General features: G+C 43.2%; 12 protein-coding genes. 7 read left to right on the top strand and 5 right to left on the bottom strand.

Features of this window, described 5'->3' with window-relative positions:
• Positions 1-84: 84 nt before the first annotated feature.
• Together ACP7AK_RS10105 and ACP7AK_RS10100 are read right to left on the bottom strand one after the other, a co-directional pair.
• Positions 85-540 carry a hypothetical protein gene (locus ACP7AK_RS10105; RefSeq protein ID WP_004645402.1) on the bottom strand — a complete coding sequence of 152 codons (456 nt, stop codon included), beginning with the start codon at positions 538-540 and terminating at the stop codon, positions 85-87.
• 246 nt (positions 541-786) lie between these two features.
• Entirely contained in the window at positions 787-1203 is a 417-nt protein-coding gene (locus ACP7AK_RS10100; protein ID WP_004645401.1) for a glycine zipper domain-containing protein, read from the bottom strand.
• 346 nt (positions 1204-1549) lie between these two features.
• Here ACP7AK_RS10100 and prfA point away from each other — a divergent pair, with 346 nt between their 5' ends.
• The gene (gene prfA / locus ACP7AK_RS10095) at positions 1550-2638 is read left to right on the top strand and encodes a peptide chain release factor 1 (protein ID WP_004645400.1); all 1089 of its coding nucleotides are present in this window, start codon (positions 1550-1552) and stop codon (positions 2636-2638) included.
• Positions 2638-3456: a peptide chain release factor N(5)-glutamine methyltransferase gene (gene prmC, locus ACP7AK_RS10090; RefSeq protein WP_425879824.1), complete on the top strand. Its 819-nt coding sequence runs from the start codon at positions 2638-2640 to the stop codon at positions 3454-3456. The genes prfA and prmC overlap by 1 nt, the downstream gene beginning before the upstream one ends.
• 183 nt (positions 3457-3639) lie before the next feature.
• Here prmC and ACP7AK_RS10085 read toward each other — a convergent pair whose 3' ends face one another.
• On the bottom strand, positions 3640-3993 hold the full coding sequence (locus ACP7AK_RS10085; RefSeq protein ID WP_425879823.1) for a hypothetical protein: 354 nt from the start codon (positions 3991-3993) through the stop codon (positions 3640-3642).
• A gap of 229 nt (positions 3994-4222) precedes the next feature.
• On the bottom strand, positions 4223-5245 hold the full coding sequence (locus ACP7AK_RS10080) for an AraC family transcriptional regulator (protein ID WP_425879822.1): 1023 nt from the start codon (positions 5243-5245) through the stop codon (positions 4223-4225).
• Positions 5246-5383: 138 nt separating this feature from the next.
• Here ACP7AK_RS10080 and ACP7AK_RS10075 point away from each other — a divergent pair, with 138 nt between their 5' ends.
• The 3 genes from ACP7AK_RS10075 to ACP7AK_RS10065 all read left to right on the top strand — a co-directional run bounded on the left by ACP7AK_RS10075 (position 5384) and on the right by ACP7AK_RS10065 (position 9371).
• Positions 5384-6154, top strand: a complete 771-nt coding sequence (locus ACP7AK_RS10075) for a 3-hydroxyacyl-CoA dehydrogenase (protein WP_425879821.1) — start codon at positions 5384-5386, stop codon at positions 6152-6154.
• Positions 6155-6318: 164 nt separating this feature from the next.
• On the top strand, positions 6319-7455 hold the full coding sequence (locus ACP7AK_RS10070) for an acyl-CoA dehydrogenase family protein (RefSeq protein ID WP_180037361.1): 1137 nt from the start codon (positions 6319-6321) through the stop codon (positions 7453-7455).
• A gap of 269 nt (positions 7456-7724) precedes the next feature.
• Positions 7725-9371 carry an AMP-binding protein gene (locus ACP7AK_RS10065; RefSeq protein ID WP_425879820.1) on the top strand — a complete coding sequence of 549 codons (1647 nt, stop codon included), beginning with the start codon at positions 7725-7727 and terminating at the stop codon, positions 9369-9371.
• Between the two features lie 268 nt (positions 9372-9639).
• On the opposite strand, the gene ACP7AK_RS10060 is transcribed toward ACP7AK_RS10065, so the two are convergent.
• On the bottom strand, positions 9640-10170 hold the full coding sequence (locus tag ACP7AK_RS10060) for a pyridoxamine 5'-phosphate oxidase family protein (protein ID WP_425879819.1): 531 nt from the start codon (positions 10168-10170) through the stop codon (positions 9640-9642).
• 484 nt (positions 10171-10654) lie between these two features.
• Between ACP7AK_RS10060 and ACP7AK_RS10055 the strand changes: the two genes are divergently transcribed.
• Together ACP7AK_RS10055 and ACP7AK_RS10050 are read left to right on the top strand one after the other, a co-directional pair.
• Complete coding sequence (locus ACP7AK_RS10055; protein ID WP_425879866.1) at positions 10655-11425, top strand: HesA/MoeB/ThiF family protein; 771 nt, start codon at positions 10655-10657, stop codon at positions 11423-11425.
• Positions 11426-11483: 58 nt separating this feature from the next.
• Complete coding sequence (locus ACP7AK_RS10050; RefSeq protein WP_004278767.1) at positions 11484-12782, top strand: ABC1 kinase family protein; 1299 nt, start codon at positions 11484-11486, stop codon at positions 12780-12782.
• Positions 12783-12785 lie beyond the last annotated feature (3 nt).

Raw genomic sequence — 12785 nt, 5'->3', positions numbered from 1 at the left:
TAACAGATAAAGATAAAAAATAAAGGCAAAAAAATAAGCATCCGAAGATGCTTATAAAGGAGGAAAGAATAAGCGGAGAGAATCTTAACGACGACGGTTGTTATAACGATAATCGTTATAGCGGTAGTTACGAGAAGAATTATAGCGACGTTCGTTGCGGTCATCATAACGACGGTCTTCGCTGACTTTCTTACCTAAAGCTGAACCACCTGCTGAACCCAGTGCCGCACCGATGTAACCACCGTTGGTGCCTGCCATATTTCGGCCAACTGCATAACCTGCACCGCCACCTAAAGCACCACCGATAATCGCACCATTACGGTCACGTTTATTTGCAGCTACTGCGGCACCTGCACCGCCACCAATCGCTGAACCGATTGTTGCGCCAGTGGTACCACCCATTTTATTACCTACTGCGGCACCAACAACACCACCTAGTGCAGAAGCTAAGGCTGTATTGGTTGTATTGCCTGCATTGGCAGCTGTCATACCCATGGCTGAGGTTGCTACGACAGCGATCATTAGAGATTTATAGTTCATGAGGACACCTTTTATATATCTAGCTATATTTTGTTGATGAGATAAATTTAATCTAGCAAGCGCCAAACAGCATGGAGGCAATGTTGGCGAATTGTGATTTTTATCTCCTTAATTGATTCATGATGTGGACAGGATAATTCCATGTATTACTTGAAATTTCATGTTATGAAACAGTAATAAAAAAAAGCACCAAAAGGTGCTTTTCATGTTAAATGTAGCGTCTGGTCTAAACAGCCTGAGCACAAATTAACGGTAACGTTTTTTCCAGTGTTTAGAGCGTTTTTCAGCTGCTTTATCTTTGGCAATCTTGTTACCTAGTGCAGCACCACCGGCAGCACCTAAAGCTGAACCGATATAACCGCCGTTAGTACCGCCCATATTTTTACCTACGGTATAACCTGCACCGCCACCTAGGGCACCACCAATGGCAGATTCAGTACGGTTTTTCTTGCTGCTTGCAACTGCTGCGCCGCCAGCACCACCTAAAGCAGCACCAATGGTTGCGCCGGTATTACCACCCATGTTTTTACCTAATGCTGTACCTGCAACACTACCTAAAGCACTTGCTGCTGCAACACGCGCTGTACTGTCGGCATGTGCGTTTACGGTCATCATTGAACCAGCAGCTAAAACTGTACTCATTAAAAGTGCGTTGAGTTTCATGTTATCACTCCGTGTCCATCTACAGGACTGTAGTTATTTCGATGCGGAAAATGTAACAAATCATGCCCAAAACAATATGAAGATGTTTCTTCATAATTCCCTGCTTTATTTGGCGAATTGTAAAATCGGCAAGAAATTAAGAATAAGATCGACTATAAAAAAGTCAATTCCACTGTTTTTAATCATATTTGTTAACAAATGCTGTAGAGCACGAATGATAGCAACGCGGACTTACTCAATAATGATGTTCATTAGAAGCCAGAGTCGTTAAACTAGGCGCAATTTTTTGATTTCGCTGTGCTAAATCGGTTTTTAGTCGCAGCCTATGTTTGAGATTTTTTAGAAAATGAAAGAATCGTTACGTTTACGATTAGACCAACTCTCTGACCGCCATGAAGAATTGACCGCATTACTGGCTGATGTTGAAGTCATTTCTGATAATAAGCGCTTCCGTCAATTGTCACGTGAGCATAATGACTTAACAGAAATCACCAATGTCTGGACCAAGTACAGACAGGCTGAAGAAGACATTGAAACAGCTCAGGCCATGCTGTCAGATCCGGACTTTAAGGAAATGGCGCAGGAAGAAATTAAAGAGAATAAAGCTTTAATTGAATCGCTTGAAGCAGACCTGAACATCTTGATGATTCCGAAAGATCCGAATGATGCCAACTCGGCTTATCTTGAGATTCGTGCCGGAACCGGCGGCGATGAAGCTGCGATTTTCTCAGGCGATTTATTTCGTATGTATAGTAAATATGCGGAAAACCAAGGCTGGCGTATTGAAATCCTCTCTGAAAATGAAGGCGAACATGGTGGCTATAAAGAAGTCATCTGCCTGATTAATGGTGACGGGGTTTACGGTCGTCTAAAATTTGAAAGTGGTGCGCATCGTGTACAGCGTGTACCAGCGACCGAATCACAAGGCCGTGTGCATACCTCAGCATGTACCGTTGCGATTCTTCCTGAAATTGATGTCGATACCTCGGTTGAAATCAACTCATCTGATTTGCGCATTGATACCTATCGTGCTTCAGGTGCAGGTGGTCAGCATGTTAACAAAACCGATTCTGCAGTACGTATTACTCATATTCCAACCGGCACCGTAGTGGAGTGTCAGGAAGAGCGTTCACAGCATAAGAACAAGGCCAAAGCGATGGCACTGCTGGTATCACGTTTGGAAAATGCCAAACGTGCAGCAGCAGATGCAGCAACCTCGGAAATGCGTCGTGACCTGGTGGGATCGGGGGATCGTTCAGAACGTATCCGTACCTATAACTATCCGCAAGGTCGTATGACAGATCACCGCATTAACCTGACTTTATACAAGCTGGATGCCGTGATGGAAGGTGATTTGACTGAATTGCTGGACAGCCTGCATCGCGAATATCAGGCGGATCAATTGGCCATGCTTGCACAGCAGAATGGTGGATAATGAATATTTTACAAGCCTTGGCTTTACGCGGCGAAGCTGAAAGTTACGAACGTCAGGAAAATGCCTGGTTACTGGAACACATCACCAAGATTGATTCATTTGATCTGCTGATAAAAAAGGATCAGGAGTTAACGCCGGAACAGGAACAGGCGTATAAAGACGGATTGGCGCGTATTGCTGCCGGTGAGCCTTTGGCTTATGTCACTGGTTCACAGCCATTCTGGACTTTAGACCTCAAAGTGACCAAAGATACCTTGGTGCCACGTCCGGATACTGAAGTGCTGGTTGAGACTGTGTTGAAATTGGATCTGCCTGATGATGCCCGTGTGGTGGATTTGGGTACAGGTACTGGTGCAATTGCCTTATCACTGGCATCTGAACGTTCTAACTGGACACTAACCGCTTCCGATATCTACGAGCCTACGCTTGAGGTGGCGAAATATAATGCGGAACAACATGATATTGAGAATGTGGAATTTGTTCTGGGTTCATGGTTGAAACCATTTGGCCGTCAATTCTTTGATGCCATTGTATCGAATCCACCTTATATCGATGCTGATGATGTGCATATGCAGAATCTGGCGACTGAACCGGAACGTGCGCTGGTGGCAGATAAAAAGGGGCTGGCCGATATTGAAATGATTATTCTGCAAGCCAAGAAGCATTTGACTGTCAATGGTTGGGTGGTGCTTGAGCATGGTTATGATCAGGCAGACGCCGTACAACATCTATTTAAACAGGCGGGTTATAAGCAAGTCCGCACGGTTAAAGATTATGGCGGGAATGATCGCGTAACTTTGGGTCAATGGCCACATTAATCTGTCATCTATCTTTATAAAAAAGCGACCGATGTGGTCGCTTTTTTATTGGATTTTTTCTTTATAAATTCCTGACTGCATCTGAAACCTTAAGTATTTTGAATGATATGACGCCAACGCAGTATAACTAAAAACAAAAAAGCGATGCCAGAGCACCGCTTTCGAGGAATACTTAAAAAAGAATTACATTGGATAGTCTTGTAGACAGTCATAGACTTCTACCTGATCCAAACTGCCAGTTTCCATTGCCAGACAAAGTGCCACAACTTTCAAAGTGTCTGCCAGAGATCTTTCATCTTTCAAGGCAATACCTTGTTGTAATTCATTGATACGTTCTGCCGGAATTTCAAGGGCCTGAGCCGCTTCCACAGCATCTATCTGATTAAAGAAGTGCAGAATTGCATCTTTCAGTTCTGCATCCGATGCATTTAAAATCCCTTGATTCAACTGTTCTGTAATGAGATCAGTCGAAGAAAATAAAGCTTTAGAGAAGTTTTGGACAAGATTTTGCCCAAGCACATCAGTCATCTTTAACATGGAGATACCTTCAACTAGAAAGGAAAATGGAGAGTACAGCCAATAGCAAAAGTGCTATAAATTGAGTGAAAAATAATCTATTTCCGGGTGAATTGCAAAGCTTTCTGGGTGACTGTGTAGTCCTGCTAATATATATTTTAGGGCTTGAAATATATAATCATAATAAAAATAAATGTTTAGAATCCAAGTATTTTTTCGGTAATATTTTTAAAGTCTAATTTTATATAAATTATCTAATATTATTTTGTCGATACGCACCTGGACTGACGCCAGTCCACTTTTTGAATGCACGATGAAATGCACTGGATTCCTGAAAGTTAAGCTGATCGCTGATCTCTTGTAAACTTTGTTCAGTACGGGTCAGTAATTCAATTGCGGTATCCCGGCGTATCTCATTTTTTAATTGCTGATAGCTGACACCTTCACTTTTTAAACGCCGTTGCATGGTGGCTTCAGACATATTCATTTTTAAGGCTAGTTCATTCAGTTCCAGCCATTCTGCCGGCGAAACCTGTAGCAATTTTCGGCGAATCTGGGTGCTCAAGGCATAGGGGTTTTTAAAACGCACCAATAAATTTTGTGGTGTTTGCTGAATAAACTGATACCAAGACTGAGTATCCTGTTTAATCGGCAGTTGCAGATAGCTGGCATCAAATTGCACGTAATTTTCGCTGGCCTGATATTCAATCTGTTCACAGAATCGAACTTTGTAATCAAAATCATTCAGTGGTGCTGCACATTTCAATTGAATCTGATTAAGCAAAATCCGTTGTCCACTTAACCAGCAGATCAGGGTATGAATCAGCATCAGATAAGTCGCATAACTAAACATGCGTTTGGTTGTTTTTAAATCATAAATCACGATATAGGCATAGTGTTCCTCAACCATGAGCGTGCTTTGCAGGTCGTCCAAAACCAAGTTGAGAAATTGCAGAATGTTTTGCAGCGCTTTTTCCAGTGTATCTGCCTGCATAACCATTTTCGAAAGCAATTTAAAACTGCCACGACGCATGGCATGGCTGTCCATGCCAAAAAATTCGTCATTCATGCTGTCTGCAAGCACAGTCCATAATTGGGCAAATTGGCTGACCGACACGCGTGCCTTGGGAGCATTTAATACTTCTGCTGGGATATTGGCTTTTTTCAAAATGGCAGGGATATCAAATTGCAGCCGTTTGGCATCCAGCAATGCTTCGTTCACCAGGTCAATCGAGATGGTGCCTTTGCTATATTCCAGTGCAGGCTTATACATATTCAGTCTGACATCCTTGTTTTCATTGTTCAAATACATCATGCAAGATGCAATATTTGGAAATTGTACAGAATAAAAACTCTGTTTACTCTGCATATTAAGTCGTATCTGAAATAGAAAAATCGCTAGGAAATAAACATGAACATTCAGGGAAAAGTTATTGTGATCACTGGTGGTGCCTCAGGTTTGGGTGCAGCTACAGCGACTCATTTGGTTGAACACGGTGCTAAAGTGATTCTGGTCGATATGAATCAGGAGCGGGGTGAAGTACTACAGCAGCAACTGGGTTCACAGTCTGAGTTTGTACAGCTTGATGTTACCGATGAACAAGCCGTTGAAAGTTTCTTCGCTCATGTTGAAAGTACGTATGGTCAACTGAATGGTCTGATCAACTGTGCCGGGATTGCACCGTCTGCCAAAGTATTGGGACGAAACGGCATCCATGAATTGACAATGTTCCAAAAAGTGCTGAATATTAATGTAAACGGTACTTTTAATATGTTGCGTCATGCGGCGGCTTTAATTGCAAAATATGAGCTGCAAGCCGGTGAAGAAGAACGTGGGGTGATTGTGAATACTGCCTCTGTGGCTGCTTATGATGGTCAGATTGGCCAGACTGCTTATGCTGCTTCAAAAGGTGCAGTCGTCGCAATGACCTTACCTTTGGCACGTGAACTGGCTCGTGAGGCAATTCGTGTCATGACTATCGCGCCGGGCATTATGGAAACTCCGATGCTGAAAGGCATGCCGCAAAATGTCCAGGATGCTTTGGGGCAAATGGTGCCATTTCCATCGCGTCTGGCCAAACCACAGGAATTTGCCCAGCTGGTGGGACATATCTTTGAAAATGGTTATTTGAATGGTGAAGTGATTCGTCTAGATGGTGCAATCCGTATGGCGCCAAAATAATTTTTTAAATAAACACATTTTCTCTGATTCATCAAAATGGCAATGACGTATCAGGGAAAGTTGCATGCTGAATTTGCCGAATATATCCAGAAAGCATCACATTTCTGGCAGTTAAAAAGTCCTTGCTAATGCTGGATAGAAAAAAATAAAGAAGGGAAATACCCGTGATTTTAAATGATGAACAAAAAATGATTCAGGACATGATGCGTAACTATTCGCAGCAGAAACTGAAACCGACGGCGGCCTTACGCGACAAAACGGCACAATTTCCAGCACAAGAACTTAAAGAGCTTGGTGAGCTTGGTGCATTGGGTATGACAGTGGCTGAAGAATGGGGTGGTGCAGGTCTGGATTATGTATCATTGGTTTTGGCGCTAGAGGAAATTGCCGCAGGAGATGGTGCAATCTCGACGATTATCAGTGTGCAGAATTCTTTGCCTTGCGGCATTACCCAGCGTTATGGCACTGAAGCACAAAAACAGCAGTATTTAACTAAGCTGGCGACAGGTGAATGGCTTGGCTGTTTCTGTTTGACAGAACCTCAGGCCGGTTCGGATGCCAGTTCGCTGGAGTGTAAAGCCGAACGTGATGGTGATGAATGGGTGCTAAATGGCACCAAGCAGTTTATCACGACAGGTAAACACGCACAGATTGCACTAGTCTTTGCTGTGACTGATAAATCTGCAGGGAAAAAGGGTATTTCATGCTTTCTGGTGCCGACCGATGCACCGGGTTATATCGTGTCACGCCTAGAAGAGAAAATGGGTCAGCATTGTTCGGATACCGCGACCATCGTTCTGGATAACTGCCGGATTCCGGCTGCCAACCTGCTGGGCCAGGAAGGTGAAGGCTATAAAATTGCCTTGTCGAATCTTGAATCGGGTCGGATCGGCATTGCAGCACAATCAGTCGGTATGGCGCGGGCTGCACTAGATGCTGCAGTGGAATATGCCAATGAACGCAAAGCCTTTGGTGTGGAAATTGTGCAGCATCAGGCTGTGGCGTTCAGGCTTGCAGATATGGCGACCCAAATTGAAGCCGCACGTCAGCTTGTCTTGCATGCTGCAACGTTAAAAGATGCAGGCTTGGCGTGTTTAAAAGAAGCATCGATGGCAAAGCTGTTTGCATCGACCATTGCAGAGCGAGTCTGTTCAGATGCGATCCAGATTCATGGTGGCTACGGTTATGTCTCTGATTTTCCGGTTGAGCGTATCTATCGTGATGTGCGAGTGAGCCAGATTTATGAAGGTGCATCAGATATTCAACGACTGGTGATTGCACGTGAAGTGTGTCAACGCTGATTGTTAAATTAAAAAAAACAGACTTTGATTAATGTTCAAATTCTGTACTTACATGGATGGATATGGAAATTGCAGGATTCAACTGAACATGATGATCTAAAGACATACAGTGCGAATAATCGAAAAATAAGCTTTATTCATGTTCTAGCCATAGGGCATGAATGCAGATTTGAGAAAGTATGCTGATGGAATCAGCAGGAACAACAAATACAAATGGACAAACTCAGGCAAGGTCGCCTGAAAACTACAACAGGAAAGAGGTTGTCGTCATGAAGACACTAGAACAGGCATATGCTGATTTTAATTTTGAAAATATGGTTCAGGAACATCTGGTTGGAAACGCAGAGAACATCAATGCGTATACCGAATGCTGTGGTCGCTACCTGGGTCAAAACCGAACTGCACTGATCTGGGAAGGCAAAAACGGAGACGCAGAGCAGTGGACCTTTGAACAGCTGGCCGTGGCTTCAGGGCAGTTGGCCAATTATATGCATTCTCTGGGTTTAAAGGCCGGCGACTGTATTGCAGGGTTACTGCCAAGAACGCCAGCACTCTTAATTACCATATTGGCCACCTGGCGGATCGGTGCCATATACCAACCTTTATTTACTGCTTTTGAAAGTAAAGCCATTGAACATCGCATCAGTACCGCTGGCACCCAGTTGATTGTTACTGATGAAGAGCAGCGACTGAAACTCCATGATCTCAATGTCCCGAATATTCTGACTGTGCATCAGGCAGCGGCAGATGACTATCAAGATGCGGATTTCTGGACAGCCTTACAGCAACAACCGGAAGAGTTTGAACCGGTAAATTGCCAGTTTAATGATGTCTTCCTGATGATGTTTACTTCAGGCACCACAGGCTTGGCGAAATCGGTTCCTGTGCCTTTAAAAGCCTTGTTGGCCTTTAAGGGTTATATGCTGCACGCTGTAGATCTGCGAGATGAAGATTCCTTCTGGAATCTGGCAGATCCGGGCTGGGCGTATGGACTGTATTATGGTATTGCAGGGCCGTTGAGTTTAGGGCACAGCATCATCATGGATGAACGTGGATTCAGTGTCGATAACGCCATACAAATCATTCAAAAATATCAGGTCAGCAACCTGACCGGCTCGCCAACCGCATTCCGTATGTTCTTTGGCTTTAAAGAAAAATTTGATGCAGGTATCAGTTCGCATTTACGCGTGGTAAGCAGTGCAGGTGAGCCGCTCACGCCTGAAGTGATTCAGTGGTTCAATCATGATTTAAATGTGAATATCTATGATCAATATGGACAGACTGAACTGGGTATGGTGATCGCCAATCATCATGGCCTGGAGCATTATAAAAAAGTCGGTTCAGCTGGTTTTGCCATTCCTGGGCATCGTTTTGCTGTATTGAACAAAGAACATCAGGAAGTAGAAAAAGGCGGTATTGGAACACTTGCTATCGACTGTTCAGCTTCACCTTTGATGTGGTTTGAAGGCTATGCAGGGCATAACCGCAAGTCATTTGTCGGGCAGTATTATCTCACTGGTGATACCGTGAAGCTGAATGAATATGGCGGTATTGATTTTATTGGGCGTGCAGACGATGTCATTACAACCTCGGGCTATCGGGTTGGGCCTTTTGATGTAGAAAGTACCTTGCTTGAATGTGAGGAAGTGCTTGAATCCGCAGTCGTTGGAAAGCCAGATCCAGAACGAACAGAAATTGTGAAAGCCTTTGTAGTGCTTAAATCGGCTTATCCTGCTACTGAAGATTTAATGTTGAAACTGCAAAGTTATGTACGTTCACGCTTATCCAAACATGCCTATCCGAAAGAGATTGAGTTTGTAGAAGCTTTGCCTAAAACATCGAGCGGCAAAATTCAGCGCAATTTACTCAAACAGCAGGAAATAGCCAAAGTCCAAGAGATGAAGCGAGTCAGTTAATTTAGTTAGTTAGTTTCTCAAATTAGTTTTTTGATTGAATGCTAAAAGGTTGCCATGGCAGCCTTTTGGTTTTTTAGGAAATAAATCTTCTACTTAAATTTTAGTCAGATATTGAGCTGATTTTCCCAAGCTTATATTTTTAAGAGAGCAGATTAAGGCAAGCAAAAATTATAATTTTTTATGTCATTACAGTGGAATTACATTGATATTTAAAATTAAATATATCAAAAAATTAGCCTCTTAATTTCAAGAGGCTAAATCTCATTCATTACCAGATATTACTTTGTAGATTCACTTTTTGATGTTCTGCATGCGGTTCGCCCGCTTCACCAGTTACGCCGCCTTTTAAGGCTTTAAAAAGCTGGGTGACTTTGTTGTCTGTCACATTCCAATATTCTGCGCTGATTGCTTCAGCAATCAATACCCGTACGGTAGGATCATCTTTGCCTTCAAACCAGTTTTCAGCCCACGGATTCCACAACTGTTCAATCAGAATGCGGTCAGTACTGATCTGGGCATGAGCACTGATCGACACATAGATACCATCTGATGGTTTTGCAAAAGACAGACCAATCTGACCACGGCCTGTTTCTGTTGCTTTGACCAGATCATTGGTGTTACGCAGGATGAAATATAAGTTTTGACGTTCATTCATCTGCTCGGAGTTCAGCATGGTCATCGGCTGGGAGTGTATTTCATGTGTGTCGGTTAAATGGCTGATCATGGTGTAACGAACATCCTTGATCAATTCCCATAATTTTTCACGATTATCATGTTGAGTATTGTTATGCTCGGTCATGTATGTTCTCCATACGATTTTATGAAAGCTGAAAAGATTGCTTGGTATTTTCAGATTAATCATATTTAGAGACAGATGCCTTAGGTCTCACTGAACTCATACATTTTCATACTCAAATATAGGCAGAGACTACAGAATTGCTAAACAAGACAGCTCGATTTACAGGGAAATTTAATAACAAAGATTTTAAAAACTTCAGGTCTGACACCTTTTATAAGTTAGAAAAAGCTGTTTGCCGGAACCATTGAATTGAGGTGATTCAAAAAATCTTGCCAAGCCATAGCCGCTGCATCTTGATACCGAGCGTTTAGCTGATATGCTATTTGCCATCAACGATGGCCGAACCATTTATTGATGTGCTGTGAATTGAATGTGAGATTGATATTCCAGAGATTTATCAGTCCTTAAAAAATTCAGTAAAGCTAATTTTTGCGATCATTGTTAAAAATTTTCGAAACAAGGAAAGACGTTGTCTACATTTAACATGGATGCCATATCCCCAGAATTCGAACTCACCGATGCTGAACTGCATCTGTATAGCCGTCAGATTCTTCTGGATGGCTGGGATATTGACGCTCAAGAACGGTTAAAATTTTCTAATGTCTGCATTATTGGTTGTGGCGGGATAGGCTGTGCACTGGCAGAACTTCTGGCACGTGCAGGTGTGGGAAAAATTACCCTGATCGATCCGGATACCATCGAGATGAGTAATTTACAGCGACAACTGGCATTTATACCGCAGGATATTGGATTTTATAAGGCAGAAACGCTGGCCAAAAGACTGAGTCAGGTTAATCCGAACCTACAAGTTGAATATGTGAATCAGGCCTTAACGGCTGAAAATGTAGTAAGTGTGATTGAGCATCAGGATCTGGTATTGGATGGCTGTGATCAGTTTGCCACACGTTATCTGGTCAATCATATTTGCGTGGAGCTGAATGTGCCCTTATTGAGTGCTTCTGCGATTGGCTTGCAAGGTCAGCTATTTATGGTCGAAGGGGATTCCGCCTGTTATGCTTGCCTGTTCCCGCCAGAAAATCAGGCCGATGAAAGTCTGCGCTGTGCAGATTCCGGTGTACTGGCGACCACACCGAATGTGATGGCCAGCTTGCAGGCACATCATGCCTTGTTATATCTGGGATTAGGTCAGATACCACTTCGACAAAAACTGTTGTTGTGGGACGGACTGAGTTTTAAGCAGCGGATTCTCGCTTTCGAAAAAGATACAGATTGCCTGATCTGTCAGGCAAGATAAGCCTGCAAAGTCCAATTTTTTTGCTACACTGCGTTTAATTAATTTTTCCTAAGACATTATGAAAAACAATATCTGGTTAGATGGAATACGTTCAGTTGCCCGTATGGGAGAAACAGCAGTCGTTGCGGCAAAGGCGGGCTTTAAATATGCTACTGAAAAGCCGAGCAATGCCAAACTGATGCGTGAAACTTTTGAATCCTTAGGTTCAACTTATATCAAGCTGGGTCAGTTTATTGCCAGCACACCGTCGCTGTTTCCACGTGAATACGTTGAAGAATTTCAGGGTTGTCTGGATCAGACACCACGCTTGCCGTTTAGCTATATTCAGCAAGTGTTGGCTTCTGAATTTGCAGGACGTAATCTGGATGAAATCTTTGCATCAATTGACGAAACCCCATTAGCCTCTGCATCTATTGCACAGGTGCATGCGGCCAAATTGGTGTCTGGCGAAGATGTGGTGATTAAGGTACAAAAACCGGGTGTAGAGACCATTTTGTACACTGACTTGAACGTCCTACATTGGGCAACCAAGTTACTGGAAAAAGCAGTCCCTAAAGTCAAGTTTGCTTCACTGGCTGACATTGTCGAAGAAATCAAAACCCGTATGGTACGTGAAGTTGATTTCATTGAAGAAGCCCAGAATCTGGATGATTTCGTTAATTACCTGAATATCACCAACAATCAGGCAGCCACTGCGCCGAAGGTTTATCATCAATATTCGACCCGTCGTGTGCTCACCATGCAGCGTTTATACGGTGTGCCTTTGACAGATTTTGAAGTGGTCAAAAAAGTATCCAAAGATCCATCTCAAGTACTCATCACTGCGATGAATACCTGGTTCGGAAGCTTGATGATGTGTAACAGTTTCCATGCCGATCTGCATGCAGGCAACCTGATGCTGCTCGAAGATGGCCGTGTCGGTTTTATTGATTTCGGTATCGTTGGTCAGCTCAAGCCTGAGGTATGGACGGCATGTATGGCATTCATGGATTCATTGCAACATACCAATTATGAGCTGATGGCACAAAACATGCTGAAAATGGGCATGACCGCTGTGCAGATTGATACCAAAGTTTTGGCTGCTGATCTGGAACGTTTATTTAGTGGCGTGTTGATGGCAGATCCACAGGAATTGTTAACGTCTAATCCTGCTGACCTGAACGATATCATGATGGATATGGTGGCTGTGGGTGAACGTCACGGGATCCGGTTCCCGCGCGACTTTGCCTTGCTATTCAAACAAATGTTGTATTTCGACCGTTTTATGCGAATTCTGGCGCCGTATACCGATATCTATGCCGATCAGCGTTTGCAAATGGTGCAAAGCATGGATCCTAATCTGCTGTTAAAGCATTAATTT

The sequence above is a fragment of the Acinetobacter sp. TWP2-2-3 genome (assembly GCF_049896445.1).
Classification (GTDB): Bacteria; Pseudomonadota; Gammaproteobacteria; order Pseudomonadales; family Moraxellaceae; genus Acinetobacter.
The sequence above is the reverse complement of the archived record's forward strand: the minus strand, read 5'-3'. Positions and strand labels throughout refer to the sequence as shown.

What these genes read in the sequence shown, in the direction of transcription:
- ACP7AK_RS10105 (WP_004645402.1), bottom strand. Translation starts at nt 540, where the DNA reads ATGAACTATAAATCTCTAATGATCGCTGTCGTAGCAACCTCAGCCATG.
- ACP7AK_RS10100 (WP_004645401.1), bottom strand. Translation starts at nt 1,203, where the DNA reads ATGAAACTCAACGCACTTTTAATGAGTACAGTTTTAGCTGCTGGTTCA.
- prfA (WP_004645400.1), top strand. Translation starts at nt 1,550, where the DNA reads ATGAAAGAATCGTTACGTTTACGATTAGACCAACTCTCTGACCGCCAT.
- prmC (WP_425879824.1), top strand. Translation starts at nt 2,638, where the DNA reads ATGAATATTTTACAAGCCTTGGCTTTACGCGGCGAAGCTGAAAGTTAC.
- ACP7AK_RS10085 (WP_425879823.1), bottom strand. Translation starts at nt 3,993, where the DNA reads ATGTTAAAGATGACTGATGTGCTTGGGCAAAATCTTGTCCAAAACTTC.
- ACP7AK_RS10080 (WP_425879822.1), bottom strand. Translation starts at nt 5,245, where the DNA reads ATGTATAAGCCTGCACTGGAATATAGCAAAGGCACCATCTCGATTGAC.
- ACP7AK_RS10075 (WP_425879821.1), top strand. Translation starts at nt 5,384, where the DNA reads ATGAACATTCAGGGAAAAGTTATTGTGATCACTGGTGGTGCCTCAGGT.
- ACP7AK_RS10065 (WP_425879820.1), top strand. Translation starts at nt 7,725, where the DNA reads ATGAAGACACTAGAACAGGCATATGCTGATTTTAATTTTGAAAATATG.
- ACP7AK_RS10060 (WP_425879819.1), bottom strand. Translation starts at nt 10,170, where the DNA reads ATGACCGAGCATAACAATACTCAACATGATAATCGTGAAAAATTATGG.
- ACP7AK_RS10055 (WP_425879866.1), top strand. Translation starts at nt 10,655, where the DNA reads ATGGATGCCATATCCCCAGAATTCGAACTCACCGATGCTGAACTGCAT.
- ACP7AK_RS10050 (WP_004278767.1), top strand. Translation starts at nt 11,484, where the DNA reads ATGAAAAACAATATCTGGTTAGATGGAATACGTTCAGTTGCCCGTATG.